The 25,375-nt window shown below is 47.0% G+C and carries 19 protein-coding genes; 12 read left to right on the top strand and 7 right to left on the bottom strand.

From position 1 onward, the window contains the following. Window position 1: 1 nt before the first annotated feature. Both ppx and ppk1 read right to left on the bottom strand, forming a co-directional pair. Window positions 2-1,516 (bottom strand): exopolyphosphatase, encoded by a 1,515-nt coding sequence (ppx, locus tag RH45_RS21030; RefSeq protein ID WP_008081261.1) that lies wholly within the window; start codon window positions 1,514-1,516, stop codon window positions 2-4. Continuing rightward, on the bottom strand, window positions 1,491-3,608 hold the full coding sequence (gene ppk1, locus RH45_RS21025) for a polyphosphate kinase 1 (RefSeq protein WP_008081260.1): 2,118 nt from the start codon (window positions 3,606-3,608) through the stop codon (window positions 1,491-1,493). The genes ppx and ppk1 overlap by 26 nt, the downstream gene beginning before the upstream one ends. Window positions 3,609-3,809: 201 nt before the next feature. Here ppk1 and RH45_RS21020 point away from each other — a divergent pair, with 201 nt between their 5' ends. The 4 genes from RH45_RS21020 to phoU all read left to right on the top strand — a co-directional run bounded on the left by RH45_RS21020 (window position 3,810) and on the right by phoU (window position 9,339). After that, a complete protein-coding gene (locus RH45_RS21020; protein ID WP_008081259.1) occupies window positions 3,810-5,993 on the top strand; it encodes an ABC transporter permease subunit in 2,184 nt (727 codons plus the stop codon). A 26-nt stretch (window positions 5,994-6,019) separates the two neighbouring features. Beyond that, window positions 6,020-7,663 (top strand): phosphate ABC transporter permease PstA, encoded by a 1,644-nt coding sequence (gene pstA / locus RH45_RS21015; RefSeq protein WP_008081257.1) that lies wholly within the window; start codon window positions 6,020-6,022, stop codon window positions 7,661-7,663. A gap of 2 nt (window positions 7,664-7,665) precedes the next feature. Further along, window positions 7,666-8,484, top strand: a complete 819-nt coding sequence (pstB, locus tag RH45_RS21010) for a phosphate ABC transporter ATP-binding protein PstB (RefSeq protein WP_008081256.1) — start codon at window positions 7,666-7,668, stop codon at window positions 8,482-8,484. A gap of 156 nt (window positions 8,485-8,640) precedes the next feature. Beyond that, entirely contained in the window at window positions 8,641-9,339 is a 699-nt protein-coding gene (phoU, locus tag RH45_RS21005) for a phosphate signaling complex protein PhoU (protein ID WP_008081253.1), read from the top strand. 19 nt (window positions 9,340-9,358) lie between these two features. On the opposite strand, the gene ppk2 is transcribed toward phoU, so the two are convergent. The 4 genes from ppk2 to RH45_RS20985 all read right to left on the bottom strand — a co-directional run bounded on the left by ppk2 (window position 9,359) and on the right by RH45_RS20985 (window position 12,438). Continuing rightward, window positions 9,359-10,141, bottom strand: coding sequence for a polyphosphate kinase 2 (gene ppk2 / locus RH45_RS21000; protein ID WP_008081251.1), 783 nt, complete (start codon window positions 10,139-10,141; stop codon window positions 9,359-9,361). 70 nt (window positions 10,142-10,211) lie between these two features. Beyond that, window positions 10,212-10,964, bottom strand: a complete 753-nt coding sequence (locus RH45_RS20995) for a copper homeostasis protein CutC (RefSeq protein WP_008081249.1) — start codon at window positions 10,962-10,964, stop codon at window positions 10,212-10,214. Between the two features lie 141 nt (window positions 10,965-11,105). Further along, the gene (locus RH45_RS20990) at window positions 11,106-11,411 is read right to left on the bottom strand and encodes a YebG family protein (protein ID WP_008081247.1); all 306 of its coding nucleotides are present in this window, start codon (window positions 11,409-11,411) and stop codon (window positions 11,106-11,108) included. A gap of 124 nt (window positions 11,412-11,535) precedes the next feature. Then, complete coding sequence (locus RH45_RS20985; protein WP_008081245.1) at window positions 11,536-12,438, bottom strand: LysR substrate-binding domain-containing protein; 903 nt, start codon at window positions 12,436-12,438, stop codon at window positions 11,536-11,538. Between the two features lie 102 nt (window positions 12,439-12,540). On the opposite strand from RH45_RS20985, the gene RH45_RS20980 reads away from it, so the two are divergent. After that, complete coding sequence (locus RH45_RS20980; protein ID WP_008081243.1) at window positions 12,541-13,515, top strand: TDT family transporter; 975 nt, start codon at window positions 12,541-12,543, stop codon at window positions 13,513-13,515. Here the strand turns inward: RH45_RS20980 and RH45_RS20975 are convergent. Then, a complete protein-coding gene (locus tag RH45_RS20975) occupies window positions 13,512-15,386 on the bottom strand; it encodes a sigma-54-dependent Fis family transcriptional regulator (protein WP_039959033.1) in 1,875 nt (624 codons plus the stop codon). The two genes, RH45_RS20980 and RH45_RS20975, sit on opposite strands and share 4 nt — an antisense overlap. A 339-nt stretch (window positions 15,387-15,725) precedes the next feature. Between RH45_RS20975 and RH45_RS20970 the strand changes: the two genes are divergently transcribed. From RH45_RS20970 to recC, 7 genes are all read left to right on the top strand, one after another. Beyond that, window positions 15,726-16,814, top strand: coding sequence for an ABC transporter ATP-binding protein (locus RH45_RS20970; RefSeq protein WP_008081239.1), 1,089 nt, complete (start codon window positions 15,726-15,728; stop codon window positions 16,812-16,814). Between the two features lie 5 nt (window positions 16,815-16,819). Continuing rightward, window positions 16,820-17,920: an ABC transporter ATP-binding protein gene (locus tag RH45_RS20965; protein WP_008081237.1), complete on the top strand. Its 1,101-nt coding sequence runs from the start codon at window positions 16,820-16,822 to the stop codon at window positions 17,918-17,920. Then, window positions 17,920-18,783: a carbohydrate ABC transporter permease gene (locus tag RH45_RS20960; RefSeq protein WP_008081235.1), complete on the top strand. Its 864-nt coding sequence runs from the start codon at window positions 17,920-17,922 to the stop codon at window positions 18,781-18,783. The genes RH45_RS20965 and RH45_RS20960 overlap by 1 nt, the downstream gene beginning before the upstream one ends. A 16-nt stretch (window positions 18,784-18,799) precedes the next feature. Continuing rightward, entirely contained in the window at window positions 18,800-19,618 is an 819-nt protein-coding gene (locus tag RH45_RS20955; RefSeq protein ID WP_039959039.1) for a carbohydrate ABC transporter permease, read from the top strand. A gap of 12 nt (window positions 19,619-19,630) precedes the next feature. Next, complete coding sequence (locus tag RH45_RS20950; protein ID WP_008081232.1) at window positions 19,631-19,903, top strand: DUF2160 domain-containing protein; 273 nt, start codon at window positions 19,631-19,633, stop codon at window positions 19,901-19,903. Between the two features lie 123 nt (window positions 19,904-20,026). Further along, the gene (locus RH45_RS20945) at window positions 20,027-21,745 is read left to right on the top strand and encodes an ABC transporter substrate-binding protein (RefSeq protein ID WP_008081230.1); all 1,719 of its coding nucleotides are present in this window, start codon (window positions 20,027-20,029) and stop codon (window positions 21,743-21,745) included. Between the two features lie 171 nt (window positions 21,746-21,916). After that, window positions 21,917-25,375, top strand: a complete 3,459-nt coding sequence (gene recC, locus RH45_RS20940; protein ID WP_008081228.1) for an exodeoxyribonuclease V subunit gamma — start codon at window positions 21,917-21,919, stop codon at window positions 25,373-25,375.

Below are 25,375 nucleotides of genomic sequence, written 5' to 3'. Positions count from 1 at the left end.
GCTAGTCGTCTAATTGCTCAAAACTCAAATCCCAACCAGCGTTTTGCCAATATTCTTGCTCTGTGACCAAATCGGCATGCAATAGCTTGTTATGCTCTAACCATTCATCATCTTTTGAAGTGAGTGACCACTTCTCTTCAGTGACCTCTAAATGCAGTTCAGGCAGCGGCTCATCGTTGCGTTGCCCGTGCACCAGAATCGCGAGACGTAAAACGCGAATCAGGCCTATCACTTGTTTCTTCTTAAACAGAGTGAACTCTTCCATTTCATGCAGTTTTAACGCTTTACGTTGGAAGCGTACCAGCATAGCCAGTACTCGTTGCTGTTCTTGGTTAAAGCCCGGCATGTAGGTATGGCGCAAGATGTAAGCAGAATGACGATGGAACGCTTGTAAGCTAATACTCAAGCCGACCTCGTGCAGCAGAGCACTCCACTCGAGTAAATCAAACAGTTCCGATTTGGCTTTAATCCCCAGTTGAGAGTGTACTTGCTGGAGAAATTCGCTGGCTTGTCCTTTAATGCGTGCGGCGTGTTCCAAGTCGACAAGGTGCTTACTCGCGAGGTTTTCAGTGGTTCGCATACGAATGTCGGCCCGTTTAAAGCCATCTTCCATCTCGAACAACAAACCTTCACGTAGCGCCCCTTGAGAAAAGTGCATTTCGCTGATTTTCAGATCTTTAAAAATCGCCGCCAGTATCGCGACCCCCGCGGCAAATACGGGTTTTCTCTCTGGCGTCAAGCCGCTGAGTTCAATGTCATCAATTGTGTTCCATTGGCACAATTTTTCAATCAGCTTATCAAGCCGTTTGCTGGTAATAATGCCATCTTCATAACCAAGACCAATCAACACTTCGCGAATGGCTTTAATAGTGCCGGAAGAGCCAAACGCGATATCCCAACCTTTCTTTCGATAGCGAGTCGCGATCGATTCTAGTCTCTGCTCTGCGGCTAATGTGGCTTTGGCAAAGTTCTTATTCGACAGCTTTCCATTGGCAAAAAATCGATTGGTGTAGCTAACGCAGCCCATCTGTTTGCTGTTGATCAGTAGTGGCTCAAAACCGCGACCAATAATCATCTCAGTACTGCCGCCGCCAATGTCGACCACCAGTTTGGAGTCGGATTCTGGTTGAGTATGGGCGACACCCGAATAGATAAGGCGAGCTTCTTCGACGCCTGGGATGATTTCGATTGGGAATGGCAGGACTTCACGCGCCCGTTGCAAAAAAATATGTGCGTTGTTGGCTTGGCGTAAGGTGTGTGTGGCGGCGATACGAACATTGTCGAGCTCAAATCCTTGCAGCCTTTCGGCAAACATCGCTAAGCACTCTAATCCACGTTCAATCGCGGCATTATCCAAGTTCATTTGGGCGTCTAAGCCTGCTGCTAGGCGCACACGTTGTTTATGTCGGCTAACCAGCTGCAAGTCTTGGTCGACAACGCGAGCGACCACCATGTGGAAGCTGTTCGAACCAAGATCTATTGCGGCTACATCACGGATTTCCTGAGTTTGAGTCATAAGCGTCAGATTGAGTTTTACGTTTTTGATTTTTCGTTTGTTTCTCTACATTTTTAAGATAGTCGTAAATGGCAATCTGCGAGCGAAGTTTCTTGCGGTTTCCGCGCGGAACATACGTATTACTCATTTCCTTGTCTATCCAGCGGGCTTTTACTGTATCGGTAAAGTGGATGTTAATGATATCAATAATGCGCTGTTTAAGACGTTGGTCACGAACTGGGGTGGTCACTTCAATTCGGTGGTCGATGTTGCGCGTCATCCAGTCGGCCGATGAGATATATACTTGGGGATCGCCATCGTTGTGGGTGATCAATACCCGAGGGTGTTCAAGGAAGCGATCGACAATACTGATGATTTTGATGTTGTCACTGACACCTTCCACTCCGGGTACGAGCGAACACATGCCTCGAATGATCATATGGACTTCGACACCTGATGCACTCGCGCCATACAATTTATTGATTAAGCCTCTATCGACTAAGTTGTTCACCTTTAGCGTTATTTTTGCTTTTTTACCCAGTTTGGCGTGGGCAATTTCGTTGTCGATCAATCGATACAATTGTTTGCGAGAGTTACGCGGTGAAACGATCAGTTGATTGAATTTTACCGGGCGATACGGGTTTTCAATGTAACCGAAAACGTTGCGTACTTCGTTGGTGATCTCGGGATCGGCAGTAAGCAGGGCAAAGTCGGTGTAGATACGTGCGGTCTTTTCGTGGAAGTTACCGGTGCCTATATGCGCATAACGAACAATTTCATCTTGTTCACGTCGGCTGATTAACAAGAGTTTGGAGTGGATTTTCAAACCCGGAGCACCAAAGATGACGTGTACACCGGCATCTGTCAGGACCCTTGCCCATTCGATGTTGGCTTCTTCGTCAAATCTAGCCTGGAGCTCAACCACTACCGTCACTTGCTTGCCATTGTGCACCGCATCAATCAATGAATTCATCAAGCGAGAGTGCTTGGCTACGCGATAGATATTGATTTTAATACTGAGAACTTTAGGGTCAAAGGAAGCTTGGCGAACCAACTCAGAGATGTGCTCAAAGGTGTGATACGGGTAGTAGAGCAGAATGTCTTGGTTCTTAATCGCGTCAAATTTGTTGGCGTAACCGTCAAAGTCAGCACACTTCATCGGTGGCAGCGGTTTGTTTTCAAGGTACTCGCGACCAACATTAGGAAAACCAATGAAATCTTTGAAGTTGTGGTAGCGACCACCTGGAATCAAACTGTCATAGTTCGATACCTGTAACTTATCACAGAGGAATTCGAGCATTTCACTTGGCATGTCGCGTTCATACACAAAGCGCACAGGCATGGCGGTTAAACGTTGGCTTAGGCCTTCTGACATCTGCTCAAGCAAGCTATGTTCGACCTCGTGGCTTAAGTCATATTCCGCATCTCGCGTCATTTTAACTGCGTAACCGTTAAGTTGGTCGTAATCAAAGAAGCCGCTAAACAATTCGTCCAAGCAATAGCGGATAATATTGTCGAGTAAGATAATGGTTTTTCGTCGTTTGCCTTTCTGCTCTGGCACCATAACAAAGCGCGGTAAATGATCGGTTGGGATCTCGATTAAGGCATAGTCGCTCTCACCTTCTTTATGCAAATCGACGGCAATATAAGCGTATTCATCTTTAAGAAATTGCAATACATCGATGTCATCGCGCAGAAGCAGAGGAGTAATGTGCGGCAAGACTTCACTGGTAAAATATTTTTTGACCCATCTTTGTTGCGATTCGTTGAGCTGAGTCTCATTGACCAAAAAAATACGGCGGCGTGCCATTTCGCGGATCAGCTCGGCATAGAGTTCATCAAAACGTTCGTTAAGGCGCAGCGCTTTGGTCTGCATTTTGGTCAGTAAGTGTTTGGAGTTGTCGTTACCCCCGCGCTCTTGGTTAATGACAATACGGCGCTTCACATCGGCAAATCTTACTTTGTAAAATTCATCTAAGTTATTGGAAAAGATGCCTAAAAATCGAATTCTCTCAATCAGGGGGACATGCTTATCGGCGGCCTCTTGAAGGACCCGTTCATTGAAGGATAACCAGCTAAGTTCCTTCTCGATATACAGCTTTTCTGCGCTCATGACCTTACCTTTTTACCTGACTGACGAAGTGCTCAAGGGGAGGGGATTATTCCTTTAAGCGTAAGCAAATTAAGATCTTTATGTGACATTTTTATTGCACTTTTTTATTGCATTGTTTTCAGCAGTTTATTGCGATCTGTAATATAATTGTCACCTAATTTAAATATTATACGTCTGGGCAAATCTAGTTAAGTGGGACAAATGGCAAAAGCCGAATTTTCATTGCGAGAACGTGATCGAAAGCGACTAATCAAAGATCGCTTAGTTCGGCTTGCGGTATCAACCGGAGGTGTCGGTGTTTTAGCTGCACTGGTTTTGATCTTTGTGTACCTCGCTATGATGGTATTGCCGCTATTTGCTGACGCACAGTTCAAAGCCAATATTGCCCAACAATCTATCCAAACTGATCAGCCAGTCGCGCTAGGTGTTGATGATTATGGCGAGCATGCCTTTGTGATTTCCCAGCAGGGTGATATCGACTTTTGGCGACTTAAACACAATGCTCAGCAACCAGAAGTGAGCTTTGAACTCGGCCAACAGTACTCATTGTTTGCTCAATCAACAGCGTCGCAAGGCTTGTTTGCTTTTGCATCTCCACAAGGAGAAGTGCAGATCTTTCATCCATTAATGAACAGCACCCTGCAAAGTAATCAACGCCAATTTTCGCCGGATGTTGAGCTGCTCAACTCAGATTTATCGCTCAGTGCCAATAGCCGATTGACCCAGTTTAGTTTCGCTGTTGATGGCTCACCAACACTGGCTGGTTACTTTGCCGATCAAAGCGTGCAGGTGGTATGGCAAGACCGTGAAGGTGTGGCGCATCGTTACCAATTCAATCGTTCTTTCCCGAACTTAGACCAACTTATATTGACCCCTGATGGCCGTACTCTGTATTTACGCAGCGGCTCGGAATTGATCATCGCGAACAAGAGTGAGCAACAGTTTGTCACTCGAGAGATTGTTGATTTGAGTCTTGGTCAAGCTAAGCATGCAGTGACTGATATTCGAATGCTGAGCGGTGCCTATTCACTGCTGGTGAGCCACAAAGACGGCCTGGTATCGCAATGGTTTGATGTGTTGCAAGAGGGGCAACGCAGCTTAACTCATATTCGTGAATTCAAACTTGCGTCCGAATTACAGTTCCTGTTGCCGGACACCTATCGAAAGGGTTTTTACAGTTTTTACATCAATGGAACGGTTCAAAGTCATTACACGACCAGTGAAAAGTTGGTGATTTTTAACCGTGCTTACGACAAAGCTCCGACTTTGGCGGCGATGTCTAACAACGAGAAGTACCTGCTTGCCTACACAGACTCGACTTTGAGCTTGGCCTCAGTTGACAATCCATTCCCAGAAATATCGTTATCTTCGTTGTGGCAAAAGGTGTGGTACGAAAGTTATCCGGAGCCAGAATACGTTTGGCAAACCACCTCAGCCAATGATGAGTTTGAAGCTAAGTTCAGCTTAGTTCCTATTGCATTTGGCACCTTAAAAGCGGCGGCATTTGCCATGTTATTTGCTGTGCCGATCGCTGTGTTTGGGGCTATCTATACGGCTTACTTTATGACGCCGAAAATGCGTCGTGTGGTTAAGCCATCGATTGAGTTAATGGAAGCATTGCCGACGGTGATCATCGGTTTTCTTGCCGGGCTTTGGTTTGCTCCGATTGTTGAACGCCACTTAGCCGCTGTGATTGCATTGCTGGTCTTTCTGCCATTGTCGACCATTTTAGTGGGGGCCATTTGGCATAAGTTACCAAGACGCTGGTTGAGTCGACTGCCGAATGGCTGGCATGCAGTGATTTTAATGCCGGTGATTGTGCTTATCACCAGTGTGATTTTGTTGCAAAGCAGTAATATTGAACAGTGGTTCTTTGCTGGGGACGTCCGAGTGTATCTAGCGGATCACGGCATCGACTTTGACCAGCGTAATGCGCTGGTGGTTGGTTTTGCGATGGGCTTTGCCGTTATTCCGACCATATTCACTATCGCTGAAGATGCGATCTTCTCTGTGCCTAAACATCTATCTGATGGCTCACTCGCCCTCGGAGCTACGCCTTGGCAGACCTTAATCCATGTTGTCTTGTTAACTGCCAGCCCAGGCATCTTTTCGGCTATCATGATGGGCTTAGGGCGAGCCGTTGGAGAAACCATGATAGTGCTGATGGCGACGGGGAATACGCCAATCATGGACTGGAACATACTTGAGGGCATGCGAACCTTGTCGGCCACCATTGCCGTTGAAATGCCAGAATCTGAAGTGGGTAGCTCGCACTATAGAATCTTGTTCTTAGCGGCTCTGATTCTATTGGTCTTTACCTTTGCCGTTAACTCTGTGGCAGAGTGGGTCAGACAACGATTAAGAGAGAAGTACCGTGCATTGTAATCAAGTCGAACTAGGAAGTGCTATTCGTGTTTAACTGGCTCAAATCAGGCTCCCCATGGATATGGCTAACAGGCGGTGCAGTCAGCATCAGCTTGCTCTCTGTGCTGGGACTCTTGTTACTGATTGGCTGGAAAGGGTTGTCTTACTTTTGGCCAGCACCGCTATACCAATGGCAAACGGAGCAAGGGCAAAGTCTGCTTGGTCAGCTCTATGCAGAAGAGTATGTGCCGATCAGTCATCTTAAAGAAATGAATATTGCTCTGACACCGGAAGTTGAACAGAAAGGCTTAGTAAAACGTTTAAGCATAAAGGTTGCGAACCGTGATATTTATGCGGCTGATTTTGTATCGATACTTGAAGTCGATGTTCTAGAACGCAGCCAACCTATGGGATGGGCGGTCGTTGAGCGAACCCGTGGTGGTGACTTTTATGGCGTTCCGTTGGGTTATTACCACGGTGAAGAGATATCACAAGATGTGATTGGTCAAATGGAGCAAGGGCTGGTGTTTGCCAATCGCCTGCGTGATGACATCGATCGACTTGTCAGTAAACAAATTCGAGTGCTTAGCGGACAGGCTGAGCAGCTACGCTTAGAAAAGCGCCGCCGAGAGCTTAATGACAATCTTGATGAGACCTTTATCGCTCGCTATGACACCCAGACCGCAATCATCCGTCAACAGCTCAGTGAAATGGAAGCTGAGTTGGATCAGTTGCGTGGGCAACTGCAGCAGCAGGGCCTAGTGATTCGTGATATGTCGGGGGATACTCACCACTTACCGTTGAGCCAAGTGCTGGATATCTGGTATCCCAATCAGATGTCATTACTCGAAAAGGTTATCCATTGGGCAAAACAAGTCTGGAAGTTTTTGTCTGATGACCCGCGTGAGTCTAACTCAGAGGGGGGCGTCTTCCCAGCGATGTTTGGCACCGTGTTAATGGTATTGATTATGTCGATTGTCGTCATGCCATTAGGGGTGATCGCAGCGGTGTATTTGCATGAGTACGCAAAAAATAATGCATTCACGCGCATGATCCGAGTTGCGGTGATCAACCTTGCTGGTGTGCCATCTATTGTGTACGGTGTATTTGGATTAGGCTTTTTCGTTTATACCTTAGGCGGCTCGATTGACGCCCTGTTTTATACTGAACGACTACCTGCGCCGACGTTTGGTACGCCAGGCTTGCTCTGGTCAGCATTAACCTTGGCGGTATTAACCTTACCTGTGGTGATCGTTGCAACCGAAGAAGGCTTAAGCCGAATTCCAAGTTCCGTCCGCCATGGCTCGTTGGCTTTGGGGGCGACTCAGTTTGAAACCATGTGGCGAATTGTGCTGCCGATGGCAAGCCCAGCAATTATCACTGGACTGATTCTTGCGGTTGCTCGCGCTGCCGGTGAAGTCGCGCCATTGATGTTGGTGGGCGTGGTTAAATTGGCCTCGACACTGCCTGTCGATAGCCAGTTTCCATTCCTACACTTAGAAAGGAAGTTCATGCATTTGGGCTTTCATATTTACGATGTGGGTTTTCAGACCACCAACATCGAGGCGGCGCGCCCATTGGTGTACGCCACGTCATTTTTGCTCGTTACCGTTATTATTGGGCTTAACTTGACTGCCATTAGTATCCGCAACAACTTGCGCGAAAAATACCGAACATTAGGACAAGATTAGAGATGTTTTCCGTTGATCAAACCTTAGGCTATCAGCCGCCGTTAGATGTGAACAATCTATCGGATGAAAAGACTGCGATTGCGATCGAAGGGCTAAACTTGTTCTACCAAAATACTCAGGCTCTGAGCGATATATCGATGCGTATTCCAAAAGGGCAAGTGACCGCTTTTATCGGACCGTCAGGCTGTGGCAAGTCGACCTTGCTGCGCTGCATTAATCGAATGAATGATCTGGTTGAGGGGTGCCGTGTCGAAGGCAAAGTGAAGTTGCACAATAAAAACGTTTATCACCCAGGTGTTGATGTTGCCACGCTAAGGCGTCGAGTGGGCATGGTGTTTCAAAGGCCTAACCCATTCCCTAAGTCCATTTATGAGAACGTGGTTTACGGTTTACGTTTGCAAGGGATTAAGAACAGCCGTGTGCTCGATGATGCTGTTGAGCGTTCACTCCGCGCGGCAGCGTTATGGGATGAAGTGAAAGATCGTCTCCATGAGAATGCGTTTGGTTTATCTGGAGGCCAACAGCAGCGATTAGTGATCGCCAGAGCCATTGCTATCGAGCCGGAAGTACTCCTATTGGATGAGCCAACATCGGCACTAGACCCTATCTCTACCTTAACGATAGAAGAGCTGATTAACGATTTAAAAACGAAGTACACGGTCGTGATTGTGACACACAATATGCAGCAAGCTGCGAGGGTGAGTGATCATACGGCCTTTATTCATATGGGGCGTTTGATCGAGTACTCAGATACGGATTCAATTTTCACATCACCGTTGAAAAAACAAACTGAAGACTATATTACAGGTAGATACGGTTAAGTTTGTTGAGCCGTTTTGCCGCCGTAGCCACGAGCTCAAAGAACGAAGCATTTTGTTGCTTTGCTACAATTTTAATGAGTTAGAACAAAGGGTGGTTTAACCTTTAGCTCTAGGTAACTTTTCCTATTCACCAATTACAAGAGAATCACTTCATCTATGAATTTTGGTCGCCATATTTCAGGTCAGTTTAATGTCGAGCTCGAATCGATCCGCACGCATGTATTAACTATGGGTGGCTTGGTCGAGCAACAGCTCTCTTTTGCTATGCAAGCACTGCACAAAGAAGACATCGAACTGGCAAGAAAAGTGGTCCGCGATGATCACAAAGTGAATGCGATGGAAGTGTCAATCGATGAAGCGTGTACGCGTATTATCGCCAAGCGCCAACCTACGGCAAAAGATCTGCGTTTGATTATGGCGATCATTAAAACCATTACAGATTTAGAGCGTATTGGTGATGTTGCCACTAAGATTGCTTATGTTGCAATTGAAAGCCCTTCTTCTAAGGAACGTCAGTTCCATGTTTCGTTAGAGCCTTTATGCCGCCAAGCCATTGCGATGTTGCACCAAGTGCTTGATGCTTTTGCACGTATGGATGTTGATGCCGCAGCTGAAGTCTATAAGCTAGATGACAAAATCGATGCGGAATATGAAGCGGTTATTCGTCAACTTATGACCTACATGATGGAAGACCCGAAAAATATTCCCAACATCCTTCAGGTCATGTGGTCTGCACGTGCTATTGAGCGAGTTGGAGATCGCTGCCAGAACATTTGTGAGTACATCATCTACTTTGTTAAGGGCAAAGATGTTCGCCACTTGGGCGAGCAAAGTATTGATGATGCATTAAAGTAAAATCAGCCGCGAATTGAACTCAGTATTTTTCCGGCACAAACGTCTGCTCTTCAATCGGAGCTCTAATGTAGCCTTCTTTGTTTAATTCCGGAAGTTCGATCTCAGGGTAGCTGACTTCTTGATAGTCAATCTGTTCGAGGAAATGGCTAATACAGTTGAGGCGCGCGCGTTTTTTATCATCGGATGGCACCACCCACCATGGGCAATGCTTGGTGTCGGTATAAGCAAACATCTTGTCTTTTGCTTGTGAATATTCAGCCCAGCGGTTACGAGATTCCAAATCCATTGGGCTGAATTTCCAGCGTTTAATTGGCGTATTAATCCGCTCTAAAAATCGTTTCTCTTGCTCTTCATCAGAGACGGAAAACCAGTACTTAATCAAGACGATGCCAGAGCGTTGCAACATGCGCTCAAACTCCGGGCAGGAGCGAAGAAACTCTTCATACTGTTCTGGAGTGCAAAACTCCATCACTTTTTCGACGCCTGCGCGGTTATACCAACTACGATCAAACAGAACGATTTCTCCCGCGGCGGGAAGATGCGCGACGTAGCGCTGGAAGTACCATTGGGTCTTTTCTTTCTCTGTGGGAGCAGGGAGGGCAGCAATACGACAAATACGTGGGTTAAGTTTTTCCGTAATTCGCTTAATCACGCCGCCTTTACCCGCCGCATCGCGGCCTTCAAAAATAACGACGACCTTGAGCCCTTCTTGCTTGACCCATTCCTGTAACTTAACCAGTTCCACTTGTAGGCGTTCTAGTTCCTTTTCGTAGAACTTCTTGTCCAGTTTCTTTTTCGCCATCATGCTCTCCCTAGCGCGAATCCATCTCCATATATCAATATGTTAGCACTAGAGTCTGCTGACAATAGGATTAGGAGCGAGAACTGAGAGCTTTTACGACCTTTTGAATTTTGTCAGCGTCAGTCACTGGAATCAGATAGTCATCGACCTCCGCTGTGCCCATTTTGGCTTGTTCAGTGATAGCATCCATTTGGCTTGGTCGGCTTGATTTACCTGATAGGTGGACTTCGCGAACCCCAGTTTTGGCGACTAAGTCTGATACATTTTGTGCGGTTAACCCTGCTCCTGCCATGATGGAAAATCGGCCTGCGGCGCGGGTGACCATATCGGCTAGAATTGCACTGCCTTGCTCGACATTGGCGGCGAGGCCAGAAGTCAGTACACGTTCGCAGCCGAGTTGGGCAATTTGTTCAATGGCTAAAGGATAATCGCTGCATTGATCGATGGCACGATGAAACGTCACGCCTAAATTGTATAGGCGAGCGCGATGCATGACTTGTTCAGCCAACGGCATATTAATGCTTCCATCGGCATTGAGCACACCAAAAACGATGCCTTGTAAACCGGCTTCGGCCGCAGATTCGATGTCAATCATCATTGCGTCGATATCGTCTTGATCATAAAGAAAATCCCCTTGGCGTGGTCGAATCATGACATAGACAGGGATTGGGGATATGTCAGCTGCTTTTTTCATAAAGCCGTAACTCGGGGTTAGTCCGCCGAGTGCAAGAGAAGAGCACAGCTCAATCCGGGTTGCTCCACCCTCAATGGCTCGATGTAGGGATTCTAAATTGTCGATACACACTTCGATGTGATACTTCATGACAATACTCTATGTGGTTTATCTTGAGCTTATCTTAGCCTGACTTTTGCTAAGAAATTAGGGTAAAGCGGAACGAATTCATTTCCTTAAAACAAAAAGCCCCAGCGCAAGGCTGGGGCTTTAGTATCATACAATAGTGATTTAAGCTGCGTCTTCCTGCTGATCTTCCGCAGAGTCTTCAACGGCTTCTACTTTCTTTGCTTTCTTTGGCGCAGGTTTGCGTTTTGCTCCGAGCGCATAAAGCACTTCTTCTTTGTTTTGAGCTAGGAACATGGCCAAGTCTTCTTGCTTGCCTTCATCTTCTAGCAAATCACTTTTACCTAATAGCTCAAACAGCTCATCAGCCATATCAAGCATTTTGTCATATGCGTCAGCTTCCGCTTTAGAGGTAAAAGTCATTTTCTCTTCTCCATTGCGTTCTACCACGTACTTGACGATTACAGCCATGGTTGGTCCTCTAGTCAAAATTTATCAAAATCATTACTGTCTGTTTATACAGTTTTTGACCCGTTAAGTCCAGATGAGCCAATGATTCTGAGACCCAAGTGGTGACACTTTATCCCTTAGCGGCTCAACGGGTCGATTCTTTGCGCCACTGATAGCAAAATTGGATAAACGTTTTCAGGAGTGGGCTTTGGTATTTCTCTTTATGAACCAATAGCCAGTAGCGACGTTTCATGTCGAGTGGCAGTTTGATTTCTACCACTCGGCCATCATTGATAGCGGGCTCTGCCGAGAGCTTAGACAAGCAACCCAGTCCAAGCCCTGCTGAAACGCTGTTGATCAAAGCTTCGGTTGTGTTGAGTTGAAAAGCTTCATACCAGTGTTCAAGTCTTGGTGCGATGGCACGTAAGAAAAACTCTCGCGAGCCGGAGCCGGGTTCACGTAAGATCCATTCACTGTTTTCCAGCTCACCCATCGACAGGCTAGCACGTTGAATCAGCGGTGAGTCTGGAGCACAAATGACACACATTTCGTCTTCGCTGAATTGCTCAGAAATAAGTTGTGGATGCAACGTTTTACCTTCGATTAGCGCCAAGTCGAGTTCATAGTCGACCAGCTTTTCGCATATCAGTGCTGAGTTTGAAATAAACAAACTTTGCGACTTATGGCCCGTGGCTGCGCGAAAGTCACTCAGTAGATAAGGAGCGACTTGATTGCCGATGGTGTCACTGGTCCCGACTCGCAGTAGCCCAGACAAACTTTGGTCATTATCAAACAGTTGACCAATATCTTGCGCTCGCTCAATCAACTCATCAGCAAGTGGCAGTAACTTTTGCCCCTCTTGATTGAGAATAAGACGGTTATTAACCCGGTCAAATAGGGCATGGCCAATCTGTTTTTCTAGCTCAGACAAAGCCATACTCACCGCGGCTTTAGATAAAAATAGCGCTTCTGAAGCCGACGTTAAGGTGTCGTGTTGGGTGATGGTAATAAAAACTTTGAGCTGTTTCAGTGAGATATTTGCAGCCATAATCTGTTTAGTTAGGTTGAACAACTGTTCTAAATAATTAGATATCTCTGAACAAATAGCAAGCGTAAAATGACCCTGTCATTAAGAGATTGTGAGGCAATTATGATTAAAGCAGCAAAAGCAAAAGTGATGGGAGCGCCAACCCCAATGGCTGGCTTAGCATTAGGGATTGCCAGTTTAGGTTGGTGTTGGGAAAACGCCGCGTCATTGAATGGTTACGCGCAGTGGACAGGTGCTGCAATCGCCAGCGTTTTACTTGCCGTTTTAGCGGTGAAGTTTTTGTTTCACAATCACTTATTACGACAAGACTTAGCTCACCCTGTCGTGGGCAGTGTGGTTCCAACGTTTGCTATGGGCACCATGGTTGTGTCCAACTCACTGGGCCACTTTTTCCCTATTGCCGGGGATGCGTTATGGCTTTTTGCGGTTGGGTTACATATCGCATTCCTCGGCAGCTTCTTGTACCACCGAGCACAAGAATTTGAATTACATCATATGGTGCCAAGCTGGTTTGTCCCACCTGTTGGTATCATTGTGGCTGACGTGTCGTTTTCGGGTAACCCTGCATTAAGTGTGATTGCTCACGGTGCGCTCACCTTTGGTATGGTGGCCTACGCGGTAATGTTGCCTATGATGATCTACCGCTTCATGTTTACTCATGAGGTTCCTGATGCAGCAAAACCAACTATGGCGATCATGGCCGCTCCAGCGAGTCTTTCTTTGGCCGGGTACCTAACCGTTACTGCCGAGCCTTCACCTGTCATTATTGGTCTACTGTTTGGTATCGCTGTGCTGATGACAGCCATTATCTATCTTGCATTCTTTAAGTTATTGAGACTGCCATTTAGCCCAGGCTATGCGGCGTTTACTTTCCCAATGGTGATTGGTTCAACGGCTTTATACAAACTTGCTGCATGGATGGAGCAAGTGGGTGTGGCAAGTAAATATGTTAGCCAAGTGCACTGGTTAGCAGGCTTTGAACTTGTCGTTGCCACTTTAGTGGTGAGTTATGTAGCGTTACGCTACCTCGCGTTCTACCGTCCTATTAGTCAAGCGTGCGGCATTACCGCACGCTAACGAAGTCCTTGTTCTCTTAGCCGCTTGTACAGAGTGTTGCGGCTAATATTTAAGTCCTTTGCGGTCGCAGTAACATTGCGGCCGTTTTTTTCGTAGATATCTAGCCAAGCGTCGTTTTGAGCCAGCTGCTCCTCTTCATGACTATGCAGTTGAGCCACATTACTAGAGGTGACCAAAGGTGGTGCAACTGACGCTTGCTCTATATCGTGTAAGAAGTCATCGGGTAGGTGTTCAACGCTGATCGTTCCGTTGTCTGCCATGGCGGCAGCGATTTGGATAACACTGACCATTTGACGAATGTTGCCAGGCCAAGGGTGAGACTTAAACATTGCCAACACTTCCAAGCTGATGCGTGGTGGATCGAGCTCATCTTGGGTGTACTTGGCGAGCAGGAATTCGACTAAAGCCTCTTTGTCGGTACGTTCTCTTAGCGAAGGGAGAGAGAGGTTTAACCCTGTTACTCGGTAATAAAGATCTTGGCGAAATGTGCCACGCTCAACGTCTTGTTTAAGATTACGGTTTGTTGCCGAGACCAGTTTAAAATCCACGGGGTAGGAAGTGGTTGAGCCGAGAGGGGTGACCTTGCGCTCTTGCAAAACTCGCAGTAATCGAGCCTGAACGTTCATTGGCATATCGCCAAGTTCATCTAAAAATAAAGTTCCTTTATCGGCTTTACGTATAAGGCCGATATAGCCTTTTTGATTCGCCCCAGTAAACGCCCCCTTTTCATAGCCAAACAGCTCGGACTCAACCAGTTCAGCAGGAATCGCAGCGCAGTTCACGGCAATCATTGGCGCATGCTTGCGTTCACTCGACAAATGCAGTGCGTTGACGAACACCTCTTTGCCAACGCCTGTCTCACCATGGATCAAGATCGGAATGTCGGTGTTCAAGATTCGGCTAGATTGTTTGATCGCTTTTGCCAGTCGAGCATCGCCCATATTGAGCCTATCAAGGGTGAGTGGCGCGTTAGCGTCAACCTGATTGTTTTTTGTAGGAGCAATACGATAGTCAATCTGTCTTCCTTGCGCCAATTTAGGCGGTGTGAGCATGGCAAAAAAGTTGAACTGCGAATGACTGATCAGCGCCATTGGCGCGTATGCGGGGTGTGAAAGCAGCTGCTCTAACTTCAGATCAAAGATTTGATCGAGTCGCTGGAGGGCTAAATCTTGGCCGAGCACCACTTCGGCTCTTCGATTAGCTGAAACAATAATGCCGTGCTCATTAAAGACCAATAAAGATGACCACTGGCTGTCGATGTTCTCTGCGGAAGTATTGAACCAGAGTAAATAGTGATCTTGTTGAAATTGCGATGCGATCAATTGGTTCTCAATGGCTTGAGACATTAATTTGACCATGCCTAGGGTGTGAGCTGTTGGCATGTAAGCGTCACTGGAAATGGACAATACACCAGCCATTTTTCTATCGGCGTCAAACAGGGGGGCGGCGGAGCCCGTCATAAAACGATTAGACGTCAAAAAGTGTTCATCGTGGAAAACCTGAACGATCGACCCTGTCTCCAACGCAGTACCAATCGCATTGGTGCCAATCAAGCTTTCTTGCCAGTGCACGCCATTTTGGAACACCTGAGGTTGGTGTTTCGAGAAAAAACGCTGTTCTCCCCAACTGTTCAGCACCTGTCCACTCGGGCTGGCAAGTGTGATCAGGCAATTGCTATTAGAGAGTAAGCTGTCATAAAACGGCAGCACTTTTTGTTGGGTCGTTGCCAGAATGCTTGAGTGTTCATCAAGTGATTGAGCAAAAGCGTGTCCGGTTTCCATTTCGATAATGGGGTTACTGTTGTGCAGTAATCCCGCCTCTCGGCAGCGTTGCCAAGATTTCTCGATCATTGATAGATGTTTCTTGTCCATAGTCGTTGGCCGATAGCAGCAAATGTAATTTTTTAAGTAATTATTCTAATTGTTCGCTTGTGAACGTTAACGTTCATAAACGCTCAATAACATATCATTCAAATGAACAGTGTGAACATCCTTTGAATACATTTTGTTAACAAATGTTAGCGCGATCTCATCTGTGAAACTGCAGCTAAATGGCGATAAATATAGCTGATTTTAGCTATATTTGTTGTTTTTAAAGGCTTGGAAGGTAGTACTGTAAAATAAATTATTTACATTTTTGTAACTTGGCATGACTTTCGCTCTAGTGAGCACTATCGAAAAAAAGAAAATTCGAATAGTAAGGAGTTTTTAGTGTCACTAACACTTGAGCAGGTAAGCAAGTATGTTGACGGAGAGATGCATATCTCGGACGTTAACCTCACGTTTGAGCCAGGGTCTTTTAACGTCCTACTTGGACGCACACTCGCGGGCAAAACCTCATTAATGCGTTTGATAGCAGGGTTGGACCGCCCGACTTCAGGCAAAATTTTAGTTAATGGTGTCGATGTTACTGGTGTGTCTGTGCGTGAACGTAACATCTCTATGGTGTATCAACAGTTCATCAATTATCCCAATCTCACCGTTTTCGAAAATGTCGCCTCGCCATTGCGGTTGGCTGGCATGGCAGAGAAAGAGATCAACGAGCGTGTGCATGCGACCGCAGAGATGCTGCGTATCACCGAGCATTTGAAGAAGCACCCATTGGAGCTGTCTGGCGGCCAGCAACAACGTACAGCCATGGCGCGTGCTCTTGTTAAAGATGCGGAAATCATCTTGTTTGATGAACCCTTGGTTAACCTAGACTACAAATTGCGTGAAGAGCTTCGCCAAGAGATGCGCGAGTTGTTCCAAAGCCGTCATACCATTGCTATCTATGCGACGACGGAGCCGAACGAAGCGCTAGCACTTGGCGGTACCACCACCATTCTTCATGAAGGGCGAGTGATTCAATCTGGTCCTACGGCGGCGGTATACCACAATCCGGACAACGTTGAGTCTGCGACGCTGTTTAGTGAACCACCGATTAATCTCATCTCAGGCCAAATCAATAGCAATGAAGTCACGTTTGATAGAAGTGCACACTTCCCACTGAATCAGTCGCTGAGCAAGCTCGACAAAGGGGAATACCAATTTGGCATTCGTCCTAGCCATTTAAGTTTGCTACCGAAAAATGATGACGATGTAGAGCTGACAGTCCAAGTTGAAGTGGCTGAGATCAGTGGTTCAGAAACCTTCCTTCATGTCCGTAATGCCCATTTAGATATGGTGCTGCATTTGCCTGGTGTGCATACCTATGACGTTGATGAAACCATCAAAATCTACATTCCAATTCATAAATTTTATGTCTTCGGTATGGATCACAACCTTATCCATGCTCCCATTCGCGATGTAAGAGGGTAGTCGTCATGGTTCAAATTACACTTAATTCTTTGGCGCATACCTACGATAAAAAGCCAACTGCGTCATCCGCTTATGCGATTAAAGAGATGAATCACGTTTGGAAGCAGGGTGGGGCTTATGCGCTACTTGGCCCATCTGGCTGTGGTAAATCGACATTGCTAAATATCATCTCGGGCTTAATGAGCCCATCTCAAGGTGATGTGATGTTTGATGACATGCGTGTCAATGAGCTTCGTCCGCAAGATCGTAATATTGCTCAAGTTTTCCAGTTTCCGGTTATCTACGACACCATGACGGTGTATGACAACCTCGCTTTTCCACTGCGCAATATGAAGGTGCATAAAGCAAAGATTCATTCAAAAGTCACTGAAATTGCTGAGATATTAGAGCTTACCAATGTTCTGTCTAAGAAGGCTCAGCACCTAACCGCCGATGAGAAGCAGAAAGTCTCTATGGGGCGCGGGTTAGTTCGAGATGACGTTTCGGCAATCTTGTTTGATGAGCCGCTCACCGTTATCGATCCACAACTGAAGTGGAAATTGCGTCGCAAGCTTAAGCAGATCCACCAGCAGTTCAATATCACCATGGTCTACGTTACGCACGACCAGCTCGAAGCCTCGACGTTCGCTGATGAAATTGCCGTTATGTACAACGGTCAGATCGTTCAGTTTGGTACGCCAAGAGAGCTATTTGAACGGCCAAACCATACCTTTGTTGGTTACTTCATTGGTAGCCCAGGGATGAACCTGATGGAAGTCACGCCAACTAAAAACGGAGTGATGTTCGATGGGGTTGAAGTCCCGTTGTCAGAGTCTTACCGCCATGCCATTGCACAAGCTGGTAGCGACAATATCAAGATCGGCATTCGTCCTGAGTTCGTCCACGTATGGGAAAAAGGTAACGATTCTGCCCTGCAGTGTGACGTACTCCACGTCGAAGATTTGGGGACCTACAAAATTGTCACCCTTCAGCTTGGCAATAAACAGATCAAAGCCCGTTTGCAAGAGGATCAACCTGTCCCGCACAAGCATGCCTACATCAGCTTTCCTGAGCAATGGACCATGCTGTATGTCGATGAATTTCTAGTCAATGTAGGAGAAGCCTAATGGATAAGGTGATTAACAACAAGGCATGGTTTCTAGTCCTACCTGTGTTCCTGCTGGTGGCATTCAGTGCCATCGTGCCTTTAATGACGGTGGTGAACTACTCACTGCAAGATATCTTTGATGCTAATACGGCCTACTTTGTGGGGACCGAATGGTATCGAGAGATTCTCAATGATGATCGGTTACATGGTGCTTTACTGCGTCAGTTTGGCTTTACCTTCACCATCTTATTGATTGAAGTGCCACTGGGCATCATCGTGGCGCTGACGATGCCAACCAAAGGGAGATGGTCTGCGTTCTGTCTGATTGTGCTCGCTATTCCACTGCTGATCCCACTCAATGTGGTCGGCACCATTTGGCAAATTTTTGGGCGTGCGGATATCGGCTTGTTCGGTTGGGCGTTAAACGGTTTAGGTATCGATTACAACTACGCTGGTAACCCCATGGATGCATGGCTCACCGTGATTCTAATGGATGTTTGGCACTGGACTTCATTGATTGCTTTGCTGTGTTACTCAGGTTTGCGTGCCATTCCTGATGCCTACTACCAAGCTGCCAACATTGACCGCGCATCGACTTGGTCAATCATTCGCTACATCCAACTGCCTAAGCTCAAGAGCGTATTGCTGATTGGTATTCTCATCCGCTTTATGGACAGCTTTATGATTTACACCGAACCCTTCGTTCTGACGGGTGGTGGTCCGGGTAACTCGACAACTTTCTTGAGTCAAACGCTGACTAAGATGGCGGTCGGTCAGTTCGATATTGGCCCTGCGGCGGCATTCTCAATTATCTACTTCTTAATCATTCTGTTGGTCAGTTGGGCGTTCTACACCGCAATGACCCATGGTGAAAACAAGTAAGGAAACCATCATGGCGATGACAAAATCAAAATACACGCGTTACAGCCAAATTGTTGGTCTTGCGTTCTACATTATCTGTTTGATGCTGCCAATTTACTGGTTGCTGAATATGTCCTTCAAAGAGAATCAGGAAATCTTAGGCAGTCTGAGCTTCTTCCCTGAAAACTGGACGTTTAAAAACTACCAAACCATCTTTTCTGATTCGAGTTGGTACATGGGTTACGTCAACTCCATCATCTATGTGGTGATGAACATGGTGATCACCCTGACAGTGGCACTACCTGCAGCTTATGCGTTCTCGCGCTTCAAGTTTGTCGGTGATAAGCACCTGTTCTTCTGGCTGTTGACTAACCGTATGGCGCCGCCTGCGGTATTCCTACTGCCATTCTTCCAGCTCTATTCGTCTGTGGGCTTGTTTGACACCCATATCGCGGTTGCGCTGGCTCATTGTTTGTTCAATGTACCACTGGCGGTTTGGATTCTAGAAGGCTTCATGTCGAGTGTGCCACGTGAGATTGACGAAACGGCTTACATCGACGGTTACAGCTTTCCAAAGTTCTTCGTGAAAATCTTTTTGCCGATGATCCGTTCGGGGATTGGGGTCTCGGCTTTTTTCTGCTTCATGTTCAGCTGGGTCGAGCTATTGCTCGCGCGAACGCTGACATCCATCGACGCCAAACCGATTTCTGCGGTCATGACACGTACCGTGAGTGCTTCCGGCATTGATTGGGGCGTGCTGGCTGCAGCCGGTGTGTTAACTATTTTGCCAGGCATTTTAGTTATTTGGTTTGTCAGAAACCATGTCGCGAAAGGCTTCGCGCTTGGTCGAGTTTAAGGAGATTACATCATGGCTTGGATGGCATGGACGACACCCTCAGCGCTGTTCTTTTCAGGTATCGCGTTGATATTGATCACTATGACGATTTTAGAGATTCGTACGCCATGTATTGAGCGTAAAGGGTTTCTGCCAATTACAACGACGCGCGGCGATCGCTTGTTTATTGGTTTATTGAGCTCAGCCTTTATCCACTTAGGGTTTGTAGGATTGACTGAGCTGTCGATTTGGGTGCCTTTCACTCTTTCAGTGATTTGGCTAAGTACGGTTTTGAAATGGGGATAAATACAACTGAATGAGCACGTGTCCACTGCCGTTTGCAGGTAGCAAAGTTTACGTGAAGCAATGGCAGTGGGCGTTATCAATAACGTAAGAAACGAGAATACTCACAATTGGAGTCACACAATAATGAAAAAGGATATCAAAAAGTCTTTCTTAGCACGTAGCCTAGCGCTGTCGTTTGCGCTTGCGGCTATCTCACCAGCAGCTTTAGCTGACATGGCAGCGGCAAAGAAATGGATGAGCGAAGAATTTACCCCATCAACCTTGACTGCAGATGAGCAGGCAAAAGAGATGCAGTGGTTTATCGATGCTGCTAAGCCTTTCAAAGGTATGGAAATCAATGTTGCTTCTGAGACGATCACTACGCACGAGTACGAAGCTAAGGTGTTGGCGCAGGCTTTCTATGAGATCACCGGTATTAAGGTCAATCACGATCTGATTCAAGAGGGTGATGTGGTCGAAAAACTGCAAACTCAGATGCAAACAGGACGTAACATCTATGATGGTTACATCAATGACTCAGACCTAATTGGTACTCACTTTCGCTACGGTAAAGTTGTCCCTATTTCAGATTTCATCGAAGGTGAAGGCAAAAGCGTAACCAACCCATACTTAGATCTGCCTGATTTTATTGGCCTAGATTTTACCACTGGCCCTGATGGTAAAATTTACCAGCTACCTGATCAGCAGTTCGCTAACCTTTATTGGTTCCGTGCAGACTGGTTTGAACGTGAAGATCTTAAAGCTAAGTTCAAAAAAGAGTACGGTTATGAACTTGGTGTGCCATTGAACTGGTCGGCTTATGAAGACATAGCGGAATTCTTTACTGATAAAGTGAAAACCATTGATGGTGAGCCGGTTTATGGTCACATGGACTACGGTAAGAAAGATCCTTCACTAGGTTGGCGTTTTACCGACTCGTGGTTCTCAATGGCGGGTGCGGGTGACAAAGGCATTCCAAACGGTCTACCTGTTGATGAGTGGGGGATTAGAATTGAAGGCTGTAAGCCAGTAGGTTCTGATGTCACACGCGGCGGTGCGACGAATGGTCCTGCAGCCGTTTACGCGACAACTAAATATGTTGATTGGCTTAAGCAGTACGCGCCACCGGAAGCTCAAGGTATGACCTTTGGTGAAGCTGGCCCTGTCCCAGCACAAGGCTCGATTGCTCAGCAAATCTTCTGGTACACTGCTTTCACCGCTGACATGACTAAGCCTGGGTTGCCGGTAGTGAATGAAGATGGCACGCCAAAATGGCGCATGGCACCTTCGCCACGTGGTCCATACTGGGAAGATGGCATGAAGCTAGGTTATCAAGATGCCGGTTCATGGACATTCCTAAACAGTACTCCGCTCGATCGTCGTCAAGCGGCATGGCTGTACGCTCAGTTCGTGGTGTCTAAGTCGGTAAGTTTGAAGAAGACAATGGTTGGTTTAACGCCAATTCGTGAGTCTGATATTAACTCTCAAGCGATGACGGATATGGCACCGAAGTTGGGTGGCTTGGTTGAATTCTACCGTAGCGATGCACGTAAGCAGTGGACCCCAACAGGTACCAATGTGCCAGATTATCCGAAGCTAGCTCAGCTTTGGTGGCAATACGTGTCTGAGGCGGCAAGCGGTGAGAAAACACCTCAAGAAGCTTTGGATGGGCTAGCGAAAGCACAAGACCGAGTACTGCAACGTTTAGAGCGTAGTGGTGCACAAGGTGAATGTGGTCCGCAGTTGAATCCGAAGAAAGACCGCGAGTACTGGTTATCTCAACCGGGAGCGCCTAAAGCGAAACTGGCGAATGAGAAGCCACAAGGCAAAACGATCGCCTACAAAGATCTGATTGCTCAATAATCAATAAGCTATCAATAGATAGCCTATGAGTAATGATTACCCGCTCAAGTCTGATTAAGGCGTGAGCGGGTATTTTGATTCGAGCCAAATCATACGCTTATAGTACTCTGCTAACGCCCCTGCTTGTGCTAGTCTCAAGCCTAATAAAGGCAAGGTTAGTGTGAGTACATTGTGTTTACTGTTTATCATTCCAATCAAGTTGATGTTTTAAAGTCATTGCTGGTTGAGCTAGTGCGCTTAAAGCCGCTAGAAAACCCATTTGAAGCTGAGCAAATTCTGGTCCAGAGCCCTGGTATGTCCCAGTGGCTTAAAATGGAACTGGCAAAAGAGTTTGGCGTCGCGGCAAACATTGAGTTCCCGCTTCCGGCGACCTTTATTTGGAATATGTTTACGGAAGTCCTGCCAGATGTGCCGAAACGCAGTGCATTTAACAAAGAGTCTATGACTTGGAAGTTGATGCAGTTGCTGCCTGCAATGCTTGAGCAAAGCGAATTTGAACCTCTCAAACGTTACCTAGACCAAGATCACGACAGCAGTAAGCTGTATCAATTGTCGGAGAAAATTGCCGATATTTTCGATGGTTACTTAGTATATCGCCCCGAGTGGATAGCCACTTGGGAAGCCGGAGAGTCTGTCGCTGAGCTAGAAGATGAACACCCATGGCAACCGATACTTTGGCAAGCGCTGTACGATCACACCCTAGCGTTGGGCCAATCGCCTTACCACAGGGCCAATTTGTACGAACACTTTATTGATTCACTGGAGAGCTTTTCCGGTCAGTTTGAACACCTGCCTAAACGCCTGTTTGTGTTTGGTATTACCTCACTGCCACCGCGTTATATGGATGCACTGAAAGCGATTGGCGAGCACATTGATGTCCATCTGATGTTTACTAACCCTTGTCGTTATTATTGGGGGGAAGTCCGAGATCGGAAATACCTAGCGAGACTCGCGGCGAAGCATCGCAAGCACTTGGTATGGAAAGAAAACCAATCCCAGCTAGAGGGCGAAACGCAACAGTTGAAGGGCAGTGTTGAGGATAACCTGATTGATGAACTGCACACCGATGTGGTCGGTAACAGTTTGCTTGCCTCAATGGGCAAGTTAGGCCGCGATAACATGTATTTGCTGTCTCAACTGGAATCGCATGAAATCGAGGCGTTTGTTGAGGTAGAGCGTGATTGTCTGTTGCATCATCTGCAAGCTGATATTCTTAATCTTGAAGAGCATCAAGATGATGCGTTGCTTGAGTCCAGCCACCACAAACAAGTGGTCGCCCTTGGTGATCGCTCTCTGTCTCTCCATGCATGCCATAGCCCGATGCGAGAGGTTGAGGTATTGCACGATCAGCTATTGGCGATGTTCGACGCTGATCCGAGCTTAAAGCCACGCGATATTATCGTCATGGTTGCGGATATCAATGCCTACAGCCCAGCCATCCAGGCTGTTTTTGGCAATGCGCCCGGTGAGCGTTTTATCCCGTACTCAATTTCCGATCGTACCGCTGATCAAGAGAGCCCAATCCTCAATGCGTTCATTCAATTGGTCAATTTACCGAATACGCGTTGCTTAGCTTCTGAGTTGCTGGAATTGCTGGAAACCCCTGCAATACTCAAACGCTTTGGCTTAAATGAAGAGGACTTTATCCAAGCCAAGCAATGGGTAGAGGAATCAGGCATTCGCTGGGGGCTAAACTCAGCAACGGGTCATGAGTTTGACTTACCAACAACGGTACAAAATACTTGGCAGTTTGGTATCGAGCGCATGCTCTTGGGTTACGCCATGCCTGAATCTTCGGGGTTGTTCGACAGTATTCATGGTGCGTTAGCGCCGTATAATGAAGTTCAGGGAATGGGGGCGGAATTAGCCGGAAAACTGGCTCACTTTATTCAGTCGATAGAGCACTACCGCAATCAATTGGCGCATCCTCAATCCATTGACTCTTGGCGGGAAGTGCTGACCCACTTGTTAGACGATTTCTTTGCCGTGGAACTGGAAGGAGAGGTGGCGCTGAAATCGATTCGCGATACCTTGGCAGGTTTGAAAGAGCAGTTACTTGATGCGGCGTTCGAGCAAGAGTTAGCACCGTCTATCATCAGTCAGTATCTACACAACAAGTTGTCGGGTACGCGTGTCAGTCAACGTTTTCTTGCTGGCCAAGTGAACTTTTGTACCTTGATGCCAATGCGTTCGATCCCTTTTCGAACCGTCTGTTTGCTGGGGATGAATGATGGCGTCTACCCGCGCTCTATGCCGCCAGAAGGTTTTGACTTGATGACGGGGCGGACTAAACCCGGTGACCGTTCGCGCCGCGACGATGACCGTTATCTGTTTTTGGAAGCCATGCTCTCTGCTCAGCAAAACTTGTATATCAGCTATGTTGGCCGCTCGATTCAAGACAATACTGAGCGAGTGCCATCGGTGTTGGTTTCTGAGCTCATGGAGTACTGCCACCAGAATTATTGCCTGCAAGGGCAGCAAGCGCTGGCTTGCGATGAATCGGGTGATCGCTTGCTAGATGCTCTGGTCACGCATCATCCGATGGTGCCATTTAGTCCCAATGCGTTTTTAGCTGAGCAACCAAGCTACGCCAAAGAGTGGCTTCCTGCGGCTAATCGACAAGGGCAAAGCAGTGGTGATTTTAATCGTCAACTTAGCGACTACCTCTGTGATGCAAGTTATCCTCTTGGCCTAGATTTGGTCGAACTGCAGCGCTTTTGGCGCCTGCCGGTGCAGTACTTTTTCAATCGCCGCCTAAAGGTGATGTTTGAGCCTCCTTTGCCGGTCATGGAAGACGACGAACCTTTTGTCCTCGGCGGGTTAGAGAGCTATCAGATGCGCGATGAGCTGCTGACTCAACTGCTTGCCGAACAATCGGGCCAACCAGGCAGTAGTCGAGAGGTGATTGAGCGATTTGTTGCCGCGCAGCGCGCACAGGGCAAATTACCGATTGGCGCGTTTGGTGATATCGAGTTTGAAACGAACCGAGTGCAGGCTGAAGAGCTGGTCGAAAAATTGAGTTTCTTATGTCAGGCGTGTCAAGAGGATTTGGAAATCAAACTGCAGTTCGATGTGCTCGGTGACAATAAACCGATTCATTTAACCGGTTGGCTGACTCAGTACTATCAATCAGGCTTGATTCGTTTTCGCAGCGGTAGAATCCGCGCGCAAGATTACCTCTCGGTGTGGATTGATCACCTTGCGATGTCAGCGATGGGACACGCTAAAACCAGCCATATGATTGGCTATGACCGAAAAGAAGGCGTGGTTCATTTAGTCTATCCAAGCATAGAGGATCCTCTGCAAGCCAAGTCTTTACTCGCGGAACTGATCGCGCTCTTCTATCAAGGAATGACCGAACCCTTGTGTTATTTCCCGCAAACCGCTTTAGCTTGTGTCGAAGCCGGGTTTACCCGTGGTCAGTGGACGGATGATGAAGAGAAATCTTACAAAAAGATGGCCGCGGCGTTTAATGACGGCTATATGGTCACGGGAGAAGGAAATAACCCTTACATCGCCCGAATTTGGCCGAGCTGGAGCGATGAATTAGCGACACAGGCTCGCCATTTGGCTGTTCGGGTAATTCAAGCACCTAGGTTGATGGTTAAGCAGGCTGGTGATGAGAGTTAG

It is taken from the genome of Vibrio sinaloensis DSM 21326, assembly GCF_000189275.1.
GTDB lineage: Bacteria > Pseudomonadota > Gammaproteobacteria > Enterobacterales > Vibrionaceae > Vibrio > Vibrio sinaloensis.
This window is presented reverse-complemented; position numbering and strand designations above follow the sequence as displayed.